This window comes from Reichenbachiella faecimaris (assembly GCF_900176375.1).
Lineage (GTDB): Bacteria > Bacteroidota > Bacteroidia > Cytophagales > Cyclobacteriaceae > Reichenbachiella > Reichenbachiella faecimaris.
Window position 1 is genome coordinate 466,795 of record NZ_FWYF01000004.1, and the last position, 23,675, is coordinate 490,469.

General features: G+C 41.5%; 18 protein-coding genes. 4 read left to right on the plus strand and 14 right to left on the minus strand.

What is annotated here, in order from left to right; translation table 11 throughout:
• Position 1 precedes the first annotated feature (1 nt).
• From B9A58_RS18665 to B9A58_RS18680, 4 genes are all read right to left on the minus strand, one after another.
• Complete coding sequence (locus B9A58_RS18665; protein ID WP_084374389.1) at positions 2-661, minus strand: SCO family protein; 660 nt, start codon at positions 659-661, stop codon at positions 2-4.
• Positions 658-1,281: a toxin-antitoxin system YwqK family antitoxin gene (locus B9A58_RS18670; protein ID WP_176214841.1), complete on the minus strand. Its 624-nt coding sequence runs from the start codon at positions 1,279-1,281 to the stop codon at positions 658-660. The genes B9A58_RS18665 and B9A58_RS18670 overlap by 4 nt, the downstream gene beginning before the upstream one ends.
• 4 nt (positions 1,282-1,285) lie before the next feature.
• Positions 1,286-2,440 carry a YHYH protein gene (locus tag B9A58_RS18675; RefSeq protein WP_176214842.1) on the minus strand — a complete coding sequence of 385 codons (1,155 nt, stop codon included), beginning with the start codon at positions 2,438-2,440 and terminating at the stop codon, positions 1,286-1,288.
• 273 nt (positions 2,441-2,713) lie between these two features.
• A complete protein-coding gene (locus B9A58_RS18680; RefSeq protein ID WP_084374392.1) occupies positions 2,714-3,493 on the minus strand; it encodes a YHYH protein in 780 nt (259 codons plus the stop codon).
• A gap of 213 nt (positions 3,494-3,706) precedes the next feature.
• Between B9A58_RS18680 and gndA the strand changes: the two genes are divergently transcribed.
• Both gndA and B9A58_RS18690 read left to right on the plus strand, forming a co-directional pair.
• Positions 3,707-5,593, plus strand: a complete 1,887-nt coding sequence (gene gndA, locus B9A58_RS18685) for an NADP-dependent phosphogluconate dehydrogenase (RefSeq protein ID WP_084374393.1) — start codon at positions 3,707-3,709, stop codon at positions 5,591-5,593.
• Entirely contained in the window at positions 5,590-6,921 is a 1,332-nt protein-coding gene (locus tag B9A58_RS18690; RefSeq protein WP_084374394.1) for a GntP family permease, read from the plus strand. The genes gndA and B9A58_RS18690 overlap by 4 nt, the downstream gene beginning before the upstream one ends.
• A 197-nt stretch (positions 6,922-7,118) precedes the next feature.
• Here B9A58_RS18690 and B9A58_RS18695 read toward each other — a convergent pair whose 3' ends face one another.
• On the minus strand, positions 7,119-8,357 hold the full coding sequence (locus tag B9A58_RS18695; RefSeq protein ID WP_084374395.1) for a DEAD/DEAH box helicase: 1,239 nt from the start codon (positions 8,355-8,357) through the stop codon (positions 7,119-7,121).
• Between the two features lie 101 nt (positions 8,358-8,458).
• The gene (locus B9A58_RS18700; protein WP_084374396.1) at positions 8,459-9,055 is read right to left on the minus strand and encodes a hypothetical protein; all 597 of its coding nucleotides are present in this window, start codon (positions 9,053-9,055) and stop codon (positions 8,459-8,461) included.
• Positions 9,056-9,215: 160 nt separating this feature from the next.
• Here B9A58_RS18700 and B9A58_RS18705 point away from each other — a divergent pair, with 160 nt between their 5' ends.
• Positions 9,216-10,121 carry an ATP-grasp domain-containing protein gene (locus tag B9A58_RS18705; RefSeq protein WP_084374397.1) on the plus strand — a complete coding sequence of 302 codons (906 nt, stop codon included), beginning with the start codon at positions 9,216-9,218 and terminating at the stop codon, positions 10,119-10,121.
• Positions 10,122-10,135: 14 nt separating this feature from the next.
• Here B9A58_RS18705 and B9A58_RS18710 read toward each other — a convergent pair whose 3' ends face one another.
• From B9A58_RS18710 to B9A58_RS18745, 8 genes are all read right to left on the minus strand, one after another.
• Positions 10,136-10,609 (minus strand): DUF6265 family protein, encoded by a 474-nt coding sequence (locus B9A58_RS18710; RefSeq protein ID WP_084374398.1) that lies wholly within the window; start codon positions 10,607-10,609, stop codon positions 10,136-10,138.
• Between the two features lie 76 nt (positions 10,610-10,685).
• Entirely contained in the window at positions 10,686-11,498 is an 813-nt protein-coding gene (locus B9A58_RS18715) for a helix-turn-helix domain-containing protein (RefSeq protein WP_084374399.1), read from the minus strand.
• 316 nt (positions 11,499-11,814) lie between these two features.
• On the minus strand, positions 11,815-14,094 hold the full coding sequence (locus B9A58_RS18720) for a TonB-dependent receptor (RefSeq protein WP_245827115.1): 2,280 nt from the start codon (positions 14,092-14,094) through the stop codon (positions 11,815-11,817).
• A gap of 114 nt (positions 14,095-14,208) precedes the next feature.
• A complete protein-coding gene (locus B9A58_RS18725) occupies positions 14,209-15,351 on the minus strand; it encodes a hypothetical protein (RefSeq protein ID WP_084374401.1) in 1,143 nt (380 codons plus the stop codon).
• 82 nt (positions 15,352-15,433) lie between these two features.
• The gene (locus tag B9A58_RS18730) at positions 15,434-16,216 is read right to left on the minus strand and encodes an ABC transporter substrate-binding protein (RefSeq protein WP_084374402.1); all 783 of its coding nucleotides are present in this window, start codon (positions 16,214-16,216) and stop codon (positions 15,434-15,436) included.
• The gene (locus B9A58_RS18735) at positions 16,216-16,758 is read right to left on the minus strand and encodes an NUDIX hydrolase (protein ID WP_084374403.1); all 543 of its coding nucleotides are present in this window, start codon (positions 16,756-16,758) and stop codon (positions 16,216-16,218) included. The genes B9A58_RS18730 and B9A58_RS18735 overlap by 1 nt, the downstream gene beginning before the upstream one ends.
• Positions 16,758-17,120: a carboxypeptidase-like regulatory domain-containing protein gene (locus B9A58_RS18740; RefSeq protein WP_084374404.1), complete on the minus strand. Its 363-nt coding sequence runs from the start codon at positions 17,118-17,120 to the stop codon at positions 16,758-16,760. Before B9A58_RS18740 ends, B9A58_RS18735 begins: the two co-directional genes overlap by 1 nt.
• A 64-nt stretch (positions 17,121-17,184) precedes the next feature.
• The gene (locus tag B9A58_RS18745; protein ID WP_084374405.1) at positions 17,185-22,398 is read right to left on the minus strand and encodes a PKD domain-containing protein; all 5,214 of its coding nucleotides are present in this window, start codon (positions 22,396-22,398) and stop codon (positions 17,185-17,187) included.
• 215 nt (positions 22,399-22,613) lie between these two features.
• Here B9A58_RS18745 and B9A58_RS18750 point away from each other — a divergent pair, with 215 nt between their 5' ends.
• Complete coding sequence (locus tag B9A58_RS18750) at positions 22,614-23,651, plus strand: PorP/SprF family type IX secretion system membrane protein (protein ID WP_084374406.1); 1,038 nt, start codon at positions 22,614-22,616, stop codon at positions 23,649-23,651.
• The last annotated feature ends 24 nt before the right edge of the window (positions 23,652-23,675 follow it).

Genomic DNA, 23,675 nt, shown 5'->3' on the forward strand with positions numbered 1-23,675 from the left:
ATCACCCCTTCTTCAGCGTCCAAATATCCTCAATCAGTCTTTTCATCTCTAATGGCAGGGTGCCATTGTAGACACCACGGATGCGTCTTTTAGTATCAATGAGGATGATATTTTCGGTATGGAGAAAATCTTCTTCTACAGTCACTGTTTTCCCGAAGCCTTCATCTGCGAAATACGCTTCTCTTGCCATGTGGTAGAGCTCCTTTTTGTCGCCTGTTACTAGTTGCCATTGGTTTGGATTGATAGCATTGAGTTTGGCATATTCAGCCAAGCGCCCAACAGAATCCACCCAGGGCATGACGGTGTGAGAGAGGATTTTTACAGACTCATCATCAGCAAATTCCGTTTGGATTTTTTTCAGGTTTTTGGTCATCCGAGGACAGACATTCGGACAAATGGTAAAGAAGAAATTGGTCACATAGATTTTGCCATCAAAAGCTTCATTGGTGATCGTATCACCCTTTTGATTGACAAAAGAGAAATCTTCAATGATGTGTATGGAATCGTATTTTGCCTCTTCTTTATCAATCCATTCTGGGGTGAAAGTAGCCTCACTGTAGAAAGGCAACTCAATTTCTGGATTCATTCTTTTCTCTTCTTTGGGTTTTGAGCATGCCCAAAGGCAAATACCCACCAAGCCAATTATTACTAGATTCTTCATTTTATGTTTCCTGTATAAGGATCAATATCCCCCGTTTCACTATCTATTTTTGCGCATCTCTTGAGGCCAAGCATGCCATATCTTCGGCCATTTTCTCTCACTACATAGTTGGAGCGCATTTTTCCATCTGATCGCCAGTACTTTTGTGCCCCGAATTCTTTGCCATCCTTATAGTTCATTTCTTTTTTCAAACTACCTGATGGGTACCAACCTTTGTGTGTGCCTTGACTAAAACCATTCACAAAATAAGATTGAAACTTCAACTGACCATCTTCATAGTATCCCAGGTGTTCACCATGCTTTTCTCCGAGATGATAAGGTCTGTGACTGTAAATCTGACCATTTGGATAATAGGATATAAAGTTCCCTTCAAGCCTCCCTTGATAATAACTTTTTTTCGATTTTAGGGAGCGGTCTGGGTAAAAAGTAACCATATAACCAGAAAACATCATACTATCTAAGTAGATCGTACCATCAGTGGACATAGAAAATCTAGTATCTCCTTCCAGTACTTCTACCTCAGGAATTTCTAAATTCAAAAAATTGGCTTGCCCTTCGTCTGTCGACGAATGGCAAGCCACTAAGCTTATCATCAAAATGAATAACAAACTTTTTTTCATTTTTTTAGTCTGTAAGAGTACCAGCAGTTCCATAAAAACCATCTTCGTTAATCCAAGGATAATCCACCGTAATATGATAATGATAAATACCATCAGGAAAATCCTCAGTCACACCAAAGTGTCCATGATAATCATCTAATATTCCGCCATCATCTTTAGAGAAAACTTCCTCGCCATCTTCATGCGTACCATAGACAGGAAATCCATCTAATAAAATCCCAACGAGTGCTTCATTGTCAAAGCCTTCTCTAAACTGAGTCAACCAAACCGGTTCCGTATGATAGTGATAGGTCTCACCTGCTGGATGCCCTTCGTACTGATCAAATGTGTTCAATTCTTCGAAGATGTCATCATCACCAGCTGCATTTTGGTTAAATAAAGCAACACTGTTAATCGTGACCCCCATAGGCCCCATTGGCGTGCTTTCTTTGTTAGTTGCTTCTGACGGATATCTCGGTACTTTGAATACCAAATTTTGTTCTTGAATAGAACCTGGATTCTTTTTGAAATCAGAGTTATTGGGCTCATCATAATCTTCATACAAATCCTCATCCTCATCATAGTACATACTCTTATGATCTGGTAAGTCTTTTGAGGTAATGGTTACCCATTCGTCATCAAAGCTAAAAGTCACAGCATCTGTATTGTAAAATTTAGAGGCCAATACGCTAATATCCGCAGCAGTTGAACCGCCTTCTTCGTCATTGTCCGTAATAGTAGCTGTAGCGCTGGCAATTTCTATATCCCCTACACTAAGGGCGCTTAAAGTCAGGGTGACAGTTTCCTCACCTTCAACTTCAGAATCGTCGGTCACTTCCAAAGTGATGGTTCCCCCAGATTGCCCATTGGCAATGCTAATCGTGTTAAACAAATCAGAGTCAAAATCATCCTCGTCTGCCGTGCCTGTAATTGCCACGGAAGCGGTCAAATTGGCACCTGTGCTATTGGTAATAGCAGCCCCGTCAGAATCTACTAGACTCACAGTGAATATTACATCATCTCCACCTTCAGTCCCATTTTGAGTGGCCTCCAATTGTACATTGATGTCTAGATCCGTGCCATCTGTACTATCCGTAGGGTCATCTTCAGTACATCTTACAAATACTAATGCTACCATCATAAATAATAGCCCAGCAATCAATTTTTTCTTTCCCTTCATTTTAGATTTTTTAATTAAAAAATGTGTTAATAAACCTTTCAAGCAATTACAAAGATAAGTCATTTCATCCCTCTGGAATACTCATTGGCATAAACAACTCATTTCTTGAGGTTTTCAGATATAAAACGAGCATCCTTAAAATTACCCTACTGATACATTTGACCCACTGATTTGAAATAATTAACAGGGTGAAAACAACTAGCGACTGACCCATCTAAGACCAATCGCTAGCCATTAAACTCTAAATTATCAGAGCAATTTACGTTGTATCAATTATTGAGTAATAGTACCTGGATTACCGTAGAAGGCATCTCCATTGATCCATGGATACTCTTCAGTCACGTGATAGTGATAAATACCATCAGGAAAATCATTAGTCACTCCAAAATGTCCATGATAATCGTCCAAGTCGTCATTGGTTATTTCTACACCATCCTCATGAGTACCATAAACAGGAAATCCATCTAAAAGTAAACCAAGGAAAGCTTCATTATCAGCACCTGTCATGTCCTGCGTAAGCCAAACTGGTTCTATGTGATAATGATACTGTGTACCTGCAGGGTGACCTTCATACTGATCAAAAGTATTCAATTCTTCAAAAATGTCATCATCTCCAGCAGCTTCCTGGTTAAAAAAGGAAATACTGTTAATGCTTACGCCCATAGGCCCTAGTGAGGGCGAACTTTTACTAGAAGCTTCAGCAGGATATCTTGGTATTTTGAATTCTAAATTTTGTTCCTCTATAGAACCTGGATTCTTGAAGAAATCAGGGTTATTGGGCTCATCATAAGCTTCATACAAATCATCATTTTCATCATAATACATACTCTTATGATCAGGTAAATTTTTCGACCTGATCGTTACCCATTCGTCATCAAAGGTAAAAGTTACTGCGTCTGAATGGTAAAACAAATCAGCAAGTACACTGATATCAGTAGTTCCTGTTGCAAGATTATCATCACTACTAGTAGAATCATCCTCTGAACATCCCATAAACATGATCGCAACTATCGAAAACAATAGTGCTGCAATTAATTTTTTCTTTTCTCTCATTATAAACTTATTTAATCTGAAAATTATTTAGACAAACCTCACCCCAAGGCAAATTCAAAGTGCTTCAACAGTCTTATTATCTACTAGAGCACCAATACCAAGGTTTAATTATTAAAACGAGCACATCAATCATATCCCTACTGAAATATTTAACCCTCCCTTTTGAAATAATAAGCAGGGTACAAACCTCCAAGGACTTACCACCTTTGGACTATGATAATAGTCATGGGAGTGTCGGGCACGGGTAAGTCTACCATTGGTCAGTTATTGGCAAAGGAATTATCTATTCCATTTTATGATGGCGATGATTTTCACCCAAAAGAAAATATCAGAAAATTAGCTTCTGGACTTCCACTTACAGATGAAGATCGCCAGCCATGGTTGTTGACTTTGAGTGCTTGCATCAAAGACTGGGAATCTGCAGGTGGAGCTGTTTTGGCATGTTCGGCCTTGAAAAAAAAATACCGGGATACATTAACCACCATTCCAGAAAATCAACTCACCATTATCCATTTATCAGGCAGCTATGATCTGATCAAGCAAAGATTAGAAACGCGCAAAGGGCACTTTTTAAATCCTTCTATTCTCGAAAGTCAGTTTGAGAATTTGGAAGAACCCAAAGAGGCTCTACTGGTGAATATTGATCAATCACCACAAAAAATATTACAAGAAATACTAAGTAAAATGAACAAAAAAACAGCATTTGGAATCATAGGCCTAGGGGTCATGGGACAAAATCTGGCCATCAACATGGCCAATAATGGCGTCAAATTATCCGTATTCAACAGACATGTAGCAGGTAAAGAAGAAGGCATAGCCAGAGATTTTGTTTCAAAACATCCCGAATTAGGAATTCAAGGATTTGATGACTTATCACAATTCGTAGAATCCATTGCCCCTCCACGAAACATCCTACTCATGGTGCAAGCTGGTGCGGCCGTAGACGCGACTATCGAAGAACTTACTCCCCTGCTCGAACCTGACGATCTAATCATAGACGGCGGAAATTCTAATTACCTTGACACGAACAGAAGAGACCGAACATTGGTACAGCACGATATCAATTTTATTGGAACTGGTATCTCTGGAGGAGAAGAAGGGGCGAGAAAGGGGCCATCCATTATGCCAGGTGGAAGCCGTACGGCTTACAACAGAATTGCCCCATTCTTGGAAAATATTGCTGCCAAAGATGCCAATGGCAAAGCCTGCTGTACCTATGTAGGGCCTGAGGGCTCTGGCCATTTCATCAAAATGGTACACAATGGGATAGAATATGCTGAGATGCAATTATTAGCCGAAGTCTATGAGCTCATGCGTCATGGATTGGGCATGTTGCCTGTGGAGATGGCCAAAACACTGGAAGGCTGGAGAACCAAAGGTTTGGATAGTTACCTGTTAGAAATCACAATCAATATTCTTCGCAAGGAAGAAAATGGAGAACTGCTCCTGGACAAAATTTTGGATGCGGCCGCTCAAAAAGGAACTGGTGGTTGGTCGACAGAGGCTGCCATTCGGCTAGGTGCCCCACTCAATACCATATCAGACGCGGTAATGGCGAGAAACATCTCCGCACAAAAGGAAGTGAGGTTATTGGCCAACGAATTGTACGGCTCAATCAAACAAACAGTCCCCACAGGCCAAGAGGAATTCATACCTGCTTTGATGGAAGCTTATGCTGCCGCACGAATCATCAACCATGCCGTAGGTTTTGACATGATGAAAGAAGCTTCCAAGCAATACCATTGGGATTTGAATTTCAGCGAAATCGCACGCATCTGGACTAATGGGTGTATCATACGATCTGAGCTAATGAGCGCGGCAGTCAATTACTTCAAAGACACTGATCGCTTGTTGCTACACCCTGCAGTAGTCAAATCATTGTCTGATCAACAGGCCAATCTGGCTCATGTGATCGGCAAAGGAATTGCTTCTGGTTTTCCACTCCCTGTGTTGAGTTCGGCCATGAATTTCTTTTTGGGTTATGTGAATGGGCAATCTTCCGCGAATTTATTACAGGCGCAACGCGATTACTTTGGTGCTCATACCTACAAACGTATCGATCGACCTGTGACTGAATCATTTCATACAGACTGGATATGATAGATTTTCAGCTCATATTTTCAGTGCTGGCAGGCATTGGCATTCTGCTATTTTTGATTCTTCACTTTAAGATTCAGGCTTTTTTAGCGCTTTTGATCTCCAGTATTGCTGTCGGGTTGATGGCAGGTATGGAGCCACTGGCCCTCATGGACTCCATCAAAACTGGCATGGGCAACACACTTGGCTTTGTGGCTACAGTGGTAGGATTAGGTGCCATATTTGGAGCTATACTAGAACAGTCAGGAGCAGCTGGCGCACTCGCCAACTACTTTCTAAAAAAGATGGGAGAAGAAAAGGCACCCTGGGCGATGACTATCACAGGCTTCTTGGTTGCCATTCCAGTTTTCTTTGATGTTGCATTTATCATTCTGGTTCCGCTCATTTACTCCTTGCAAAGGAGGTCAGGAAAATCTTTGTACCTGTTTGCCATTCCGCTTTTGGCAGGGTTGGCTGCTACACATAGCTTTATACCTCCTACGCCAGGGCCAGTGGCTGTGGCAGATATCCTTGGTGCCGATTTGGGTCTTGTGATATTGTTTGGCTTTGTAGTGGGCATACCTGCTGTGATTATCAGTGGGCCGATTTTGGCCAAACGATTGGCTGCTCAGACATTTATTGCTGCTCCTCCTCTTGATCAGGATAAGGAAGTTGAAAAATCAGATCTGAAACTAGCACCTGTATTGGCCATCATTGCCGTGCCTATTGTTTTAATTGTGCTAAACACGATATCCAAAACGTGGCTAGAAACAGGGATTTTGAAAAACTGGTTGGAATTTTTTGGTCACCCATTTTCTGCCCTGATCATAGCCAACTTACTGGCCTGGTATTTCATGGGCATAAGAAATGGATTTTCAAAAGAGGCCCTGGCCGACATCAGCACTAAATCATTGGCACCTGCAGGCATTATTATTCTGCTTACGGGTGCAGGTGGCGTATTCAAACAGATCCTGATGGATACTGGCACAGGCCAAATGCTAGCTGATGCTTTTGCGCACAATCTGTCTTCACCTTTCATTTTTGCTTTTGTGATGGCGGCTTTGATGCGCATCGTGCAAGGTTCGGCCACAGTATCCATGATCACCTCAGCAGGTATGACCGCCGCGCTTATCTCCTCGTCAGATTTGTCCTCGTCTCAACTGGCATTGTTGGTTATCGCCATTGCTTCAGGTGCTACCGTGCTTTCGCATGTAAACGATAGTGGATTTTGGCTGATCAACCGTTATCTGGGATTATCAGTCAAACAGACATTCAGGTCGTGGACAGTGATGACCACTTTGTTGGGAATTTCAAGCTTTATTTTGACACTTGTGCTGGCATATTTCGTATAAAAGTGAAAATTAGGTAATTCCCCTACAGCAGATTAGTACAATTTATTATTTGTTTATTACTATATTTGAATTTCAAAAATTCAGCAGCTATGAAAGATTTATCAACCAAAGATCTGATCTATATGGCCATAATTGCCGCAGTTTCTATTTTTTATTATGTTCAAGGGTCAGTTAGCCTTATGCTACTCAAGTAACAACTAGCGCTTCTTCTTTTTCTTCTTGGGCTTGTGCGGATTGGCTTCAGCTTCTTTGATCAGCTGTTTCCAATTGTCAGTAGTATCCTCTGTCAAATCCAAAGTATCTTGATAAGTATTCCACTCTATGTCCATGACTTGGATGGGTGTATGTGTGTATTTTTCTACTTCAGTCAATAATGGTTTTTCTTCAGGGCTACAGAAGCTTACTGCTTGCCCTTTCAGCTTTCCTCTACCTGTTCGCCCTACGCGATGCACATAGTTTTCTGGCTCGTCAGGCATGTCATAGTTCACCACAAAATCCACATTGGGAATATCAATCCCTCTCGCACTCACATCTGTAGCAATGAGTATCTTATTTCTTCCAGCTCTGAATGCGCTCATCACGCGATTTCGTTCGTCCTGATCTTTATCACCATGTATGGTTTGTCCGGCAATATTCACTCTATCCATAGCCGCCAGCACACGTTCGGCTCGCACCTTGGTTCTGACGAATATTAAAATTTTTCTTTCCGGATTTTCACCAATCAATCTTTCAAGAAAGAAGCGTTTGTCATCCATTTTGATGAAGGCTACTGCATGTTCTACATTTTTGGAGACTGGGTCTTTTGGGGAAACCTGAATCCTGATGGCTTTATGAACCAGTGAATACGCTACTTTTTTTATTTTTTCATCAATGGTAGCCGAAAAGAAAAGGGTTTGCCTTTTCTTGGGCAAGCATTTCACCAAATCCTGAATGTCTTTGATAAAGCCCAAATTGAGCATGTGATCCGCCTCATCCAACACCACTGTTTCCACCTGATCCAGAAGGATAAAGCCCTGACTCACCAAATCAAACATTCGACCAGGAGTGGTCACAATGACATCTACCCCTTTTGCCAATTTCGCAATCTGAGGGTCCTGCTCTACTCCACCAAAAATGCTCATGACACGCACCTTGGTGCTTTTGGCAAGTTCTTCGAAAGCTCTGGTAATCTGAATAGCCAACTCACGTGTCGGCACCATCACCACGCATCTGATGGCATCTCCACTTCTATGCTTTTTGGATCGTTGCAATCGATCTATGATAGGTATAGCAAAGGCAGCCGTTTTGCCAGTACCTGTTTGCGCAATGGCCAACACATCTTCTCCTTTCAGAATAGCAGGGATAGATTTAAACTGAATATCCGTAGGTCGCTTGAATCCCTGGGTCTCAAGGTTCCGCTTGAGCTCAGGGCTGATGTTGTAGGCTTCGTATTTCATTGCTGCAAAGGTAGTTCAAGTGCGGCCAATATTCGCAACTACACAAAAAAGCCCCATCCGATCTCGGATGAGGCTAACACTGGTGAATTATCTTTCTCGAATTATATCTTTATTCTGTGCTCTTGCAAGGTGTTCAATGCTGTCTGCAATTCTCTTTTTAGCTTGGTTTGGTTCTCTCTGGCTTTCTCCTGATGCGCCGTGTACTCCTCTTCCACTTTGGCCAGCAATTTCCTCGCCTCTCGTGTGATTTTATTGTTGCGCATATATATCAAATACAAGCTAGCAATACCAACCACCAAAACCAAAATAATCAACCATACAAAGGTGTTATAAGCTGATTTGCTCATTTCTATACCTATGAAGGCAATCGAATCATTCAATTCCTCACTTGCAGCTAGTGACGCCTGAGTTTCTTCCAATTGACCATTCACAGCAGCCAGCTGACCTTTCAAAGACTTTACTTCCGCTCTTGCTGAAGCTATTTTACCTTCTTTCACTTTGATGGTATCAGCTACGATTTTCCAGAAATTTTTCAATTTTGGCATTTTCACCAGTTTGTATTCCTGCCAGGTAGAAGTCTCCGTAGCATAAAACTGATCAAATTGCTCTTGTATGTTTTGTTGCGCTTGTGAGGCTCCTGAGACGGCCAGTACAAGAACAAGTGAGAGGATGTTTTTTCTGAATGTGGATAGCTGCATGATACTGTATTACGATTGTGTTGTTCTTAAAAATGCAAAAATATGAATATTTTATCTTCCTATATTCCTATGCTACATAATAACTATCAAAGTTCTGGAATATTTTATGGACGGCGGCATCTGCGCATAGTTTTTTGCTATTTTGCCACAAAAAATTAGCATGCCCAAGTACGACATCGTTTTACTTACAGATTCCAGATTTGTTGTAAACCATCCACCTGATCAATACGCAGATAATGTAGTCCTGGAAGACCAACTATTATTTGATGCCATAAAACAAAGAGGTCTCCAAGTGCATAAGACCAACTGGGACAATCCTGACTTCAACTGGGCATCTGCCAAATGTGTAATGATTCGTACGACTTGGGATATTTATGATGATGGGAAGTTCGAGCAGTTCCAAGCCTGGCTAGAACGTGTAAAAGACCAAACCCAATTGATCAATGACTATGCCACCATCAGGTGGAATGTGGACAAACACTACCTCAAAGATCTGGATGCCTGTGGCATAAAAATTCCGCCTACTATATTTATCCCTCAAGGAGATAGTCGGTCACTTGAGGAAATTGTGCAGTCATCTGGTTGGGCCAACCCCATACTCAAACCAGCCATCTCAGGTGGCGGTCGACATACTTATAAACTAGATGATAGGAAACTGACAGAGGTGTCCAAAGTATTTGGCGAACTGATCCAAAATGAGTCCATGCTCCTACAAGAGTTTCAGCACAATGTGGTAGAGAAAGGCGAGCTCACCCTCATGGTATTTGACGGTCAATATTCCCATGCCGTACTCAAGAAAGCCAAACCTGGGGATTTTCGTGTGCAAGATGATTTTGGAGGTACCGTGCATGCTTATGAACCTTCACCTGAAGAAATTGCTTTTGCCCAGCGTGTAGTATCTGTTTGCTCACCTATTCCACTGCAAGCCCGTGTGGACTTCATCTGGGACAATGAAGGCGAACTCTGTGTCTCTGAGCTCGAACTGATCGAGCCAGAGCTTTGGTTTAGGAATAAGAAAGGGTCTGCCGAGGTTTGTGTTGAAGGTATAACAAGGAGATATTTCTAACCAAAAAGGTTTACTTACTTCATCCTGCTCATGGGAAAAATTTGTTTCTGTTCTTTTCCGTTTTTAAATCCCGAAATTTCAGCCACAAGTGAATCTGCATGGATTTGAGTATAAGAAATAAACTGAGGAAAGTCGTGTTGCAGATTTTCAAACAAAACCTGTGACTCAGAGATACTTTTTAATCCAAAACGAACTGGTAAACTGTTGTTTTGATCTTTGACTATTGGGATGTAAAACAAACCCTTTTCCTCCTGAATCAAACGAATGGTTTCGAATACGACAGTGTCCTTTTCTTGAAGAATAAAACTCATACCCACCCATTCGCTGTTGCTTTGCTCTCTCCAGTCTTCATAGATACTGCCTCTGGACGTTTTATTCTCCCAAGTGCCAATGAGCCACTTGGCTTGTGTTATTTCTCCTGTGGGCTGAGCGGTACAGTTCCAGAGCATGGCCAGACACCACATCGTAAGTCCTAGTTTAATTTTCATAGTTGCCGTTAGTTTTTTATCAGAGCAAAGCAAGGGTAGTCCATAAATAAAAAATTGTAAAAAAGCGACAATTGATTTAACCCTCATAAAAGAGTTTAGACATTTTCAGGTTTTCACCATAGAATTCCTTGGGTGTGATTCCTGTAAACTCCTTGAAATCCTTAATGAAATGTGCCTGATCATAGTATTTGCCGTCATAGGCTAGAGCTGTTAGTTTCTTGCCTTTTTGATTGAGTAACTTTTTGAGTATGGCTTGCAATCGGATGGTCTTTGATAGCTGCTTGGGACTTAAGCCTATGGTCGATGAAAAATTGCGTTCCAGTTGACGGCGACTAATATCTACCTGTTGAGAAACAGCTCCTACCGAAAGCTGTCCTTTGCTATCTATAATCAAATCTACCGTAGATTTAACAATCCCGGTAATTATTTTCGCATCAGCCAATCTAGCTATCAAAAAATTCTCTACGTGATTAATTCGTTCGGCAGTGGATTTAGCCTTTAATACTTTTTCCTCCAGGGTTAATCCTTCACGACCAAATAGGGTTTTGAATGATGTCGCCTTTTTCTCCATTTCCTTAATTGGAATTGTGGCGAATGGCAAGAAGCCCTCAGGGTGAAAGCGAATAGAAAAAATACCTGTTGCACCTGTGGGTTCAATCTCCAGCGGCTGAGTCAGCTGGCCGAAAACAAAACATCTGGGCTGAATTATTGACTCGCCATTCGGCAAATACTGTTTATACAAATCGCCATAATGAAAGATCATCTCCATGCAACCATCAGGGACGATGGTCTGCTTCTCGGGACTACTTTTTTTTGGACTCTCGAGCGTCCAATAGCACTTGACAAATGTGGCAAGGTCTGCGTTCGGCTCAAAGATTTGGTAATTCAACAGGTTTTAGTTTGGGTAACATTAATATAGTGATCATATTGATCCTTATCCAGCTTTCAATTTATAAAAAATAGCTTCAGAATAACTAGAGACACATTGGTTTGTTTGATGTCTTAGTAAAAATATACTTCATTGAATATTGATTGGTCAAAAGACCAATTAGGACGATCATATCTTAACCCTAACAGGGTTTAAACCCTGTTAGGGTACAATCAATCAATAAACCTAAACCTACAGCTCAGAGTCCTTTTCAAGTGACTCCTCTGAGTGGTGTTTCGTACCTATATCTATGACAAAGGCAGGGAACTCTGAGCAGTTAGAAGCTGTACGTATAGGAAATGGTTGGGAAAAGGGGCAGCTGCTTGAGTTCCATGATTTTACCATTGCCATGGACATAATATTGGTTGACTACCGCCTGATTGTTCGTCATATTTTGAATGTCAATTTTAAACTCTCGGGTAGTACTTTTCTTATTCCTTCTTGTACCAATAGCAAAGTTCATGATAAAAATATCAGATGATCTGGCAGAGAATGGTTGGTCCTCCACACGCACCTCATCCCCTAGTGCTTGAGAAGCTGCCAAGTCTATAGGTGTATATCTTTTCCCTCCCAACAGAGAGACTTTTGTATTGATAAAAAGAACTTTGTTTTTATCAGGCTTTCCTATTTTCCACTCTTTGCCACCCAGTAGATTGAAGGCATAATTGCCCGCAAAGGCTGTCTTACGCTCAATTCCGTCCATAGCCGTGTATTTAGATTCATAAACAGAACCCGTGGCCATATAATAAAATCCCTTGTGCAAGTATTGCTCTAGCGTTAGTTCTAGGCCATAGTTTTTGCCAGTACCATCATTATTTAGGACACGATTTGAAAAATCATCAGAAGCATTGAGTAGTGAATAGGTACTCTTGGGCTCATGTTCTATGGGTACATCATACAACTGCTGGTAATAGGTTTCGATCTTTAGGTGTGTATTTGCACCAAGCGACTGGTCATACCCAAGTACATAATGTGCAGCTTTGGATAACCCCAATGCTTTGTTGGGCATGGACAAAGAGCCATCAATGGCTTCTTGTTTGCCCAGATACACGGCCAGGCTTTCTACCTTGCTGTGCAAACCAAACCCCACTGTGAAAGCCTGCCGATCTGTGACGACCCATTTCAAGGCTGCCCGTGGCTCTACACTGTAGGCACCATTCAGCCCAAAATGCATGTAATGCATGCCAGAAGAAAGCGTCAGGTCTTTGGTGATTCTGTATTTCCAATTGGCGAAGGCCTGCATGGTGTACGAGCCCCCCTTATCATCGAGCACGGTTTCCATTCTGTCCCGCTCAAAGTTCCAGGCGTTTTCTACCATATCGTATTTCAGCTGGGTATAGATCACACCTGTTTCCAGCTTATGCTTGGCGCTGAACTTGTGGTTGAAAGTGGTAGCAAACTTCAAAGCAGATTTAGTGAAGTTGGAATGCTGTGCCTCGTAGAACCCATCATTTTCATCTGGCAGGTCATCTGTAGATTCCAATCTGGTACCTGAGGCTGACACAGATGATTTTAAAAATGATCGTTCATTGATCAGGTAGTTGTGGGTGATTCCCACCACGCCCATATCCGCACCAAATACGGACTTGCCTAACACTTCATCTTCATCTTCAAATTTGGTTTCAGCAGTGATGCTACTGATTCCTCCTAATCCAAACGCAGAAATGATGTGAGATTGATTAATAGGTAAATGGATCTTGAAAGACAAATCCTGATACTTAGGCACTCCTCCAAAATCCACTACGCCAAGTTGATCTATAATAGCTAGAGAGGAATATCTGTAGTTGGCTAAATAGGAACCATTGTAGCCTTCCTTGAACGGACCTTCTGCAGCAAAGTCCAACCCCAGCGTACTGGCAGTTGCCGTGTATTCCCTGGTCTCATTATTTCCCTTTTTCAATTTCATATCAAATACCCCAGACAGGGCATTGCCATATTCCGGAGAAAAGGCTCCACTCATAAAATCCGAATCACTCAGCATATTGCCATTCAAGGCATTGATAGGGCCGCCTGTCGCGCCTTCATTAGCGAAGTGATTTGGATTGGGAATTTCAATCCCCTCCAATCGCCAGAGAATCCCTCTGGGTGAGTTCCCTCTGACGATGATATCATTATTGCCTTCAGGCTGATTGGTGACGCCAGCAAAGGAAGAAACCATACGAGCAGGATCGGCAAATGAACCAGCAAATCTTTTGGTCTCCTCTACCGAAAAAGAGCGGGCACTCACCAGAGACATTTCGTTGAGCACCTCTGCTTTATTCTTTTTGGCAGTAATGACTACTTCGTCCAGATTATCCACAGATTCGACCAATAGCACCTGAAGTACTACCTCTTTGGCACTATTGACCAATAGATTAGGAATGATTCGTTCTTCAAAACCAATAAAGTTGATTTTGAGTGATACCCTTCCAACAGGCACATTTTCAATTCTGAAATGGCCCTCCATATCTGAAATAGTGCCTACCAAAGGATCTGATCCTATGATCTGAATGGTAGCCCCTATCAAGGGCATCTTGGTGTCCTGATCTTCTATGACTCCACGTACCGTTTGAGTCATATCTTGGGTTTGAGCAGTCAACGCGTTGAATAAAATAAATATGATAATGAATGTGCGATTCATAACTGAAGCGTTCTAAATTATGATTGGTATTATATTAAGACTGATGGGGTTTTAAAATTTGATAGAGATGTTGTAGCCTATCCACATTTTGACGTTGGTATCTGAGAAGGTTCTGTTGTAGAAGTTCCCCATGTCTATATCATTCCCATATCTACCTGTCTCGTCATCGTAAATGTTTGTGACATACACATTGAGCACTGGACCTGCTGAAAATGACAAATGATTGGCAAACTGATAACCAAAATTCCAGCTCAACCTATTGAGTAAATTGAGCTCATCGTAATAATCGTCCTTAGGATTGATGCTTTGAGTAGTCAATTCCACATTGGAATTCCAGCTTTTCTTTAATGTAAACTCCGTGCCAAATCCCGCTCCATAAGTCCACAGGTAATCTTCCTTAGCCTGTGCCCCTACAAATAAGACACTGTACAATCTACTGGTACCTGATCTGAAGGCTATATTGAAATCGATCACTTCATTGTTTTCAAGGGCAAACTGAAGCTTTCCCTTTTTCACAATGTTGATAAGACCTACAGTCACACCCTTTTCGACTGTGTCTGCCAGGTTGATCAAGCCAATCTGGGTACCTCTTACGTGCTTAGCCCGATTCACCAATCCAGCTATTTGAACGCCGTATACGTCACTAGCCCAGTTGCCCAGGCCAGCTACTTGTGCCCCTTTGGTGCTTTTTTTACTGATATTGACCAGGCCTGCGCCCTGCACACCATGGATGCTATCGGCTAAGTTCATATAGCCTGCAAACTGAGCCCCTTGCACTTCTTCTACAGTTACATTCAAGAATCCAGCATACTGCATGCCTCTTACCTTACCATTGACTGTATTCAAAAATCCTCCAAACTGAGCCCCTTGCATATTGCCTCCGACGGTATTGCCGAAACCAGCAAATTGAGCCCCCTGAACATTCTCTTTGTTGATATTGTAAAGTCCTCCGAATTCTGCACCATCCAGACTATGTTCGTATCCTACAAACACATTGGCAGAAAACTGATTGGTATACCCTTCATTGGGACCACGACTGGTGCCAAAACCAGGAACTAGCGAGATTTGAAAAGGCCTTTCTTTAACGGCTGTATTGGTCTCTATTTCTTCCTTACTTTGACCTTTAGATTTAATCGCTATGAAAACTAGCGCAATGAGTAAAATTAATTTTGAGTTTCTTTTAAATGAGTTCATATCCTTTATGCTTTTATACACTCAGGAAAACCAAATGAAATTTTACCCCCACGGAGACTAGCAAAAAAAGTATGTAGATCGACTAACGTCTTCTAGAAACAGGCAAACTCATAAAATACTTCGGCGAATGAACCAGACGACTCCCATACCAACTGAACATTTCACCATCCACTAGCATGACTTCAGCATTTGGAAAAAGATGTTTGTATATACTTAGATGTTTTTCTTTGAATGGATAGGGTTCGGAGGATAAGAAAACATAGTCTGGAGAAAGACTTCTCAAAGTCTCATGATCTAATTCTGGGTATCTGCTCAAATGTCCAGCAACGTTTTCCAAACCCAAGCACCTTAGTAGAAAATCAATAAAATTATCAGATGCAGCCACCATGACTGGATCCTGCCAAATGAGATAAAGCACACTGCCTTCCAGTTTATCCTTTACATCTTCAAATTCCTGTTGGATTATTTCTACAAGCTGTTTCGACTCAGGCTCAGTCTGAGTCATCCGCCCAATGTTCAGGATGGTTCTCACGGCATCCTCCAGATCAAATATATCTGAAATATAGACAGTATAGTCTTGGCACAATTGCTCAATACCTTCCTTGTAGTTTTCCTCTTTATTCGCGATAATCAGGTCTGGCTCCAAATCTTTGATCTGTTCAAAGTTGAATTTTTTAGTGCCGCCTACTTTTTTAGCGACTTGTTGGGCATGGGGAGGGTGAATACAAAATTTGGTAACACCCACTATTCTATCTCCAAGGCCCAAGTCAAAAAGCAATTCGGTCAGTGATGGCACCAATGATATGATGCGCTGAGGTGCACTGTCCATAGAAATGGTTTGGTTGAGATCGTCTATAATTTGCATTAGAACCTAAGGGTCTTTTCTTTCATTCGAAGGACAGAGGTGTCACTTTCTACAAAATGTTCTAACTTATCAATCGCAATCCACGCTACTTCATTTGATTCTTCATTCTTTTTGAGCTGGTCAGGGACATTTGCAACAAAGGCAAATCGGATGTCGAAATGTTCATGCTCTGGCACTTCTTTTCTTGCGGGTATGGTATGTATGTCAATATCAAAAAAGGAATCTCCAATCAGGAAAACATCTGTAATCCCCGTTTCCTCTTCCAATTCCTTTAATGCCACACGCTGCACTTGTTCATCTCCGTCTGCATGACCACCAGGCTGTAGCCAACGGTCTAATTTTTTATGATGAAGTAAAGCGACTTGTTTATAATCTGGTGTAAGCACCCACGCTGAAGCCGTGATATGGCCTGATTGTAATGATCTTTCAAAACAATTATCAAAAAAAAGCAGGTCCAAAAACCTGCCTTTATATCTTTCTTCTTCTTCAAATGGGGTTACATACTCCCTAATTGCTGTTCGAAGCGAACTTCTATTCATCATTATTGCACTATTGTATTCACTTTGTTGATACGGCCTTCAACCAATTTTTCGGTCAGCACGCCGCCACCAATGTTCGTTTTACCATCAAAGTCTGCATGTACGAAATACTCGGACACTTTTAATTTTTTAAAAACTACCTCACCATTTTTATCTGAAGTCTTTTTCACGAGAAGGTTTGTCCCAGCTCGATAGTCTTTTTCACTTTTGAATAATGATACTTCAGCACCTTCTACTGGATTACCAAGCTCATCAAGCACCAACACTTTCAATGATGTGGGCAAAAGCTTCAAATCTGCGAATGCATAAGAAGAAACACCAACCACAAAAACTGCTAATAAAGCGACAATCAAATACTTTTTCATCTTCTAATAAATTGTTTTACTTATAAATTTATCACATATCGTGCCGAAATGCTAATATCAGAACTTATCTTAAAAGGGCCACTCCACCACGCTGCTCAATTTCCCCTAACTCTGGCATCAATGAACTTCTGAAACGCATGACATAGATATAACTATCTATTTTCAGGAGCTTACCACGATAAGTGCCGTCCCATCTGAAGCCGATATCATTAGATTGGAAAACCATTTCACCCCATCTTGAAAAGATTTTGATTTCAAAATTACTAACGTAATCATTCGGGTATACGAAAAACTCATCATTGATACCTGGAGATGTCTGAGGTGTAAATGCATTGGGTGCATATACCTTGGGTAGACAGTCGTCCAGTACTTCCACCACATCACGGATACAGGTAAAGCCATTACTCAACGTGACCTCATATATTCCACCTTCTGAAACGGTAAATATGGGATCCGTTGACAAAATTTGGTCGTCATTCACTATAGTCCATTCATACGTACTGAATGAACCCGGATCAAGATCTACTGAATTGTTGGCTGGGTCGGTATCCTCGCTACAAATAATTTCTCTTTCTTCCATAAGCAGCTGATCTTCAGTAATTGGCACCACCAATACACTCAACGAGGCATCTGCTTCACAACTGCTCACGTCCGAGGTAACCAGTACACTATAGGTACCACTTTCACCAATTGAAATTTCAGCACTTTGATCTCCCAGTACGCCTGATGGACCAGTCCATGTAAAAGTGACATCCTCAGAGATATTAGAATAAGCCGTGAGAAACACTTCTTCATTATCATCACAATTTGGAGTAGCAGCAGCAAAAACTGTTAACTCACTGAAAACATTGACATCAACACTTGCTGCACCTGTACAACCTGTGCCCTGATCCAATACCAGTACATCATAAGTTCCTGATGAATTAATTCCACGCCTTGAGCCATTGGCACCATTGTCCCATTGATAACCACCATTACCCACCAAGCCGTTCGTTACATTGGCAAATAAGATTAATGATCCTTCACAGTCCTCACCTTCTGTTTCAATTTCAACTTCTGGCGCTGCACTTTGCACTACATTAACTATTTCTGTCACCTCACAATAACCAACACCTGTAGAGGTAACTGAATAATTTCCCCCAGCTGAGACTGTAATGGTCTCACCAAGCGAAGAACCCACAACGCCAGGACCACTCCAAGTATAGGTGATGCCTGGATCAATAGTTGTTGGGAAAATACTTATTTCCCCTTCTGTACCACAGATGTTTTGAGGTGTTGTATCATATTCTGCTAGGGGGCTTCCGTCTAGGACAATATTGTCCAATGTTTGCACACACTCATTACCACTCACCTGCTCTACTATAACTATAGAATAAGTACCTGAGTCTAAATTGTTTATTAAGAAACTTGACGGAGATGGAGAAGCACCAGCACTTACCACGAGATTTCCAAATTCATCATACAGCTCGTAATTCACATTGGCCGGAGCAGGGCCAGATAAATCAAAAGAAAGAATCCCATCCCCAGGACAATCAGGGGTAGGCGTAACGTTATCAATGGCAAAAGTAGATCCGCCATCTTGGACAGTGGCTGCCGAACTAAGAGAACAACCTGTAAGGGTATTTGTAAGTAAAACAGAGTATCCACCTGGACTCAAACTGCTCGCCGTCAGAATAGTTGCAGGGCCAGTTGTTGCAGTGGTAATAATATTGGATGGGCCACTCACAGTATAGTTGAAACTTCCACTTTCAGTAATATCTATCGTGATCGCACCATCATCAGCAGAACAGCCGGAAGTAGTACCACCTAGTGCTGAATACTGAGGAAGGTTTTCTATCGTCAAGGTCACATCATCCGTTATCACGCAATTGAAAATATCTTCCACAGATACTTCATAGACGTATACGCCAGGCACAGAAGTATCCACAGCTTGCGTTCGTAATGTATTGCCATTGGATACTCCATTGAGCAACCAAGAATAGGTAGAACCAGGATTCAGCGCATCTAAGTCTGTAAATCCGACATCTTCACAGATGATTTGATCTGCACCCAAATCCACTACTGGTCTGGTATCATCCACAAACGATTCTCTAGGGTCTGACTGACACCCTTCTGTGTTGGTAATAAAAACAGAAACTAAACTGGGCGTATCTACTGTAATGGTTCTGGTCGTTTCTCCTGTAGACCAGGTATAGCTAAAAGCAGCAGTATCTACTGGCCAGGCTTCTAGCGTAACGGGGCCATTACAAATAGCTACGGCATCTTGCAAGGTAGGTACGGCCGGAATCGGAAATATATCCACGGGCTCCACAAAAATGGTATCCAGACCACATCTATTGGTTACGGTTAGGCTGACATTATAAGTCCCGGATAAATTATAAATATGGGTAGTATCTTCAACAGCAGCTGAAGTACCATCATCAAATGACCAAAAGAATTCATCAATGATAGAGGTACCTGTACCATCAAATATGGTTTCTTGACCCAAACAAGGATTGGAATAAGCAATTCCAGGATTCTGAGCACTCAGTGGCAGCTCTTGCACAAAATTTGGTAATCCCAATCTACTTGTACGTCCCATCAGGTCAAATCCTCCATCATTAAATGAAGCACTGGCATCATCAGCATTTGGGCTATTGATGGTACCTACAGATGTCTGACCATCTACGGCCAGATAGATCACCCCATCAGTCCCCGTTTGCAGCGCACCATATTGTAAAGCTGCATCAGAGCCCAAAATAAATTTGGTGGCTTCAATATCCGCCTTAGCCGTGGGAGCATAGAGACTATCTAAATCGTACTGCAGTAGATTCGAACCATTAGTACCATTGGTACTAATGTAGAGCCTTTGCATACTTGATGAAAATTCTACTCCATAAATAAGTGATGGTGCTGGTTCATCAATATCTATTTTTGCCAGGCCTGTGATTTGCCCAGTGCTATCGGCTACATTGAACAACTCAACATAGTTTTCATTAGTATCTTGAAATGCCAGTGCAATAACTCCACCACCAGCAGCATATTTCATTTGGGCTCGACCCGTTTTTTCTTCATCAAATCTCATCACACTACCTGCAGAAGAGGTTACTGGTGCTCCGATACCAAACTGTGTGAGTGGATACGAACGAAATTGATTGTTTCCATATTCATGAGTAACCAACCAGGTGATCCCCTGTCCTAACCCAAATGCCGTTAGACGTTCCGTACTATTCGTAAACAGCGACACATCCTTCACAATCACTTCTCCTTGGGCAGTATCTTTTCTCATGTCCACTACTGCATACTTCATGTCATAAGTAAAATCACCATAAACTGGATCTGAGGTGAAAACATAATATATAGAACTGTCATTGGGTAAGGGAACAATCATAACTCCCTGACTTGAATTAGGATCACCTCCTATATCATCCCCATTGTCCATCACTCGATGATTTTTGTTCCAAATAGTTTCGCCATTGGTATAAAAAAGCAAATCTCCATTGAGGTCAGAAACTGAAGAAGCTCCCTGCGCCGAACTCATCAAATTGGCATCTGTAATAGCAGAAGTAGCCGGAGGATTAAAGTCTATACCTGCATTTTCTCCAAAGTACCATTGATTTCTAAATATGTTAGTGTCTTCATAGGTAGTTACCTGCACATAATCATAATTGACACAACCAGTGGCAGCACTCACAACAGCTACAGAAAATAATCCCGTAGTGTCTACATTGATACTTTGAGTAAACTCTCCTGTATTCCAAAAATAAGAAGCTCCGCCGTCGCCTGCATCGTAAGTGAAAATTTCGCCTACACATCTTACTGTATCCATGCCTAAGTCAATTTGCAAATCATTGTCTACCACATTTACGGTTTGTACGAAGTTTTCAATCACACCATTCAGCTCTACAGTAAGTGTAACAGGATATGCTCCTGCCGCTTGATAGGTATAAACAGGGTTAATGGAATTTGACTGGGTGCCATCACCAAAATCCCATAAATAGCTTTGAGCTGGCGGCTCTACATTCGAAAAGAATTTTGTAGAAAGTAGGGCACAGGTATCCATATAAGCAAACCCCACGGTATCAAAGGCTTCAAAATGAGGAGCTGAAAAATGCGGGAATTGGGTCGCATCAATCCCAGATGGAGTGAAAGCCAAGCTGTCATAACCTACATTGAAAAATGTACTGTCTGCATGAAAAATACTATCAGCTTCTAGTATTACACCAATTTCAATAGCGTCAGTGCTGGTTTGCTGATACAAATGATAAATATTATTGTCTGGTCCTCTCTGTACACCATAGCTTCTAAAAACAGGCTGAAACAATATGGAATTGACTGTACTGAGCGCATCATTGATGTTGTATTGATAGAGATTGGCCACTGTACCTGTCCCCCCGTGGCGCGAAATATATAGATTCTCCCCATTGGAAGACCATTCAATATCATAAACAGCTTCTGTTGAAGAATCTACATTACCTGTATTCAAGATGACTGAATTGAGCGTAAGCACACCTGTAGCCAAATCGAAATCTAGTAAAGTCACATTTCTACTGGCATCTCTTGGAGCAACTGCCAGCACGGAGTTTATGGGATCATAAGCAAAAGAGGCAGCTTCAAAATCAGGAGCTGTCACATCATTCAGGTCAAATATTTGTATTACAGGATTCAGCACACCATTGTTAATTTCCAACACTTGATAATCAAAAGTGGTCCGATCGTTAGTGACCACCCAATAGTTGTCTATGTCCTGCTGAATCACAATCATGGCCTCGGAAGGGTTGGTCAGTCCTGTGGTTAAATTTTTTCGCCCCGCATCTACATCACCTAATGGTGGTACCCCTCCTGTCGCATTCCCTACTAATGCTTTATCCAGTACTGAATACAAAATCTCTGGACCCGTACTTCCTGGATTAGTAAAAATGTAATACTCACCATCCAAATAAGGCATAGGCACGACTGAAGCTGCTCTGTTGATACTTGCATCTCCACCCAAACCAGTGCCGTTTGGTACTAAATCATGATTGGAATCATAGACATTTTCCCCATCTGTATAAAAAAGTAGATTGCCCGTAACGGGATCAGTAATGACTGCACCACCACCAGTCCCAAAGGGTGTGAATTGCAAAGTATCTAGCTGAGCTCTGGCATCAGACTTATTAAAAGTAATGGTATTCGTGGAATTACCAAATAGCCAATTATATTCTGAATAGTTTTGTGCTTGAAGTGAAACGCTGAATGAAATAAATGCGAATAGAAATAGCCAAATAGGCAAGCTTTTCCTTATTATCACGTTCATCATTTCTGTAAGGGTTCTCAAATCTTTAACTGTCCTTTTATTAAATTAGGAGAATATTTATCAGGGGCTAAAAATAACTCAATTACTATTACTAACGGTGACAAAATATATTTCAATGTAAATGATCCAACAAAAATTAATTCATTTCTCATTTGAGACAATATTTTATATTTTGCAACGATTCTATTTAAGGGCTTAACCCCGATTCAAACAAACAGATGCAAAGATTTTCCTTCGTCTTATTGATATTCGCTACGCTGCTTAGTACTAACAAAGCCTGGGCTCAAGACCCTCAGTTTTCCCAGTATTACTCAGCGCCTTTGTATCTCAATCCGGCTCTTGCTGGTATTACTCAACAAGGCCGTGCAGGTATCAATTACAGAAATCAATGGCCATCAATAGACGCTAACTTTGAGACTTTTTCTGTCTATGTGGATAACAATTTTGACGAGAAGAACAGTAGTGTAGGTCTGTTATTCGTCAATGACAAAGAAGGATTAGTTGGATTACAATCCAATGAGATCGCCCTGCAATACGCCTATCAGGTGAATGTCAATTACAAATGGGTATTCCGACCTGCATTTCAGGTTTCCTATACTTCTAGAAATGTAGACTTCAATAAACTGGTTTTCGGAGATCAACTCGACAACAACGGCAATACAGGCAACCCTAGTGCCGAACAATTCAATACAGATTGGAAAGTGAATTATTTTGATATTGCCTTGGGTGGCGTAGTTTATTCGGCAAGAACATGGCTAGGCGTATCCATGCATCATATCAGAGAACCCAATCAATCTTTCCTGGGAGAAGATAGCCCCTTGCCACAAAAACTATCGATTCATGGTGGATATATGATCCCATTAAATACTGGATACACTAGAGGTGAAACCGTGTCTGGAGCTCGTAGAAGTCTTTCGCCAACGTTCAACTACCGAGCGCAAGGTGAATTCAATCAATTGGATCTGGGACTGTACTTCACTTGGGACCCAATTATTTTTGGTATGTGGTATCGAGGAATTCCTATCAAATCTCCTGAAGGTGGCGGGTCAAACAACGAATCATTGATATTCATGTTTGGTGTGACTCAGAAGAAATTCACCTTAGGATACAGCTTTGACTACACCCTTTCCAATTTGGGCATACAAAGTGGTGGTGCACATGAAGTATCATTGATTTATAGTTTCAAATGGGGCGACCCAAGAAAGCCTTCACGTTCTGTACGAGAACTCAAATGCCCGCTACCTATGATTTTCTAGTTCATCAAAATCCTTAGCTTTGCG

Excerpts from the sequence above, each read along its gene's own strand:
- B9A58_RS18665 (WP_084374389.1), bottom strand. The coding sequence starts at position 661 with ATGAAGAATCTAGTAATAATTGGCTTGGTGGGTATTTGCCTTTGGGCA.
- B9A58_RS18670 (WP_176214841.1), bottom strand. The coding sequence starts at position 1,281 with ATGAAAAAAAGTTTGTTATTCATTTTGATGATAAGCTTAGTGGCTTGC.
- B9A58_RS18675 (WP_176214842.1), bottom strand. The coding sequence starts at position 2,440 with ATGAAGGGAAAGAAAAAATTGATTGCTGGGCTATTATTTATGATGGTA.
- B9A58_RS18680 (WP_084374392.1), bottom strand. The coding sequence starts at position 3,493 with ATGAGAGAAAAGAAAAAATTAATTGCAGCACTATTGTTTTCGATAGTT.
- gndA (WP_084374393.1), top strand. The coding sequence starts at position 3,707 with ATGATAATAGTCATGGGAGTGTCGGGCACGGGTAAGTCTACCATTGGT.
- B9A58_RS18690 (WP_084374394.1), top strand. The coding sequence starts at position 5,590 with ATGATAGATTTTCAGCTCATATTTTCAGTGCTGGCAGGCATTGGCATT.
- B9A58_RS18695 (WP_084374395.1), bottom strand. The coding sequence starts at position 8,357 with ATGAAATACGAAGCCTACAACATCAGCCCTGAGCTCAAGCGGAACCTT.
- B9A58_RS18700 (WP_084374396.1), bottom strand. The coding sequence starts at position 9,055 with ATGCAGCTATCCACATTCAGAAAAAACATCCTCTCACTTGTTCTTGTA.
- B9A58_RS18705 (WP_084374397.1), top strand. The coding sequence starts at position 9,216 with ATGCCCAAGTACGACATCGTTTTACTTACAGATTCCAGATTTGTTGTA.
- B9A58_RS18710 (WP_084374398.1), bottom strand. The coding sequence starts at position 10,609 with ATGAAAATTAAACTAGGACTTACGATGTGGTGTCTGGCCATGCTCTGG.
- B9A58_RS18720 (WP_245827115.1), bottom strand. The coding sequence starts at position 14,094 with ATGACTCAAACGGTACGTGGAGTCATAGAAGATCAGGACACCAAGATG.
- B9A58_RS18725 (WP_084374401.1), bottom strand. The coding sequence starts at position 15,351 with ATGAACTCATTTAAAAGAAACTCAAAATTAATTTTACTCATTGCGCTA.
- B9A58_RS18730 (WP_084374402.1), bottom strand. The coding sequence starts at position 16,216 with ATGCAAATTATAGACGATCTCAACCAAACCATTTCTATGGACAGTGCA.
- B9A58_RS18735 (WP_084374403.1), bottom strand. The coding sequence starts at position 16,758 with ATGATGAATAGAAGTTCGCTTCGAACAGCAATTAGGGAGTATGTAACC.
- B9A58_RS18740 (WP_084374404.1), bottom strand. The coding sequence starts at position 17,120 with ATGAAAAAGTATTTGATTGTCGCTTTATTAGCAGTTTTTGTGGTTGGT.
- B9A58_RS18745 (WP_084374405.1), bottom strand. The coding sequence starts at position 22,398 with ATGATGAACGTGATAATAAGGAAAAGCTTGCCTATTTGGCTATTTCTA.
- B9A58_RS18750 (WP_084374406.1), top strand. The coding sequence starts at position 22,614 with ATGCAAAGATTTTCCTTCGTCTTATTGATATTCGCTACGCTGCTTAGT.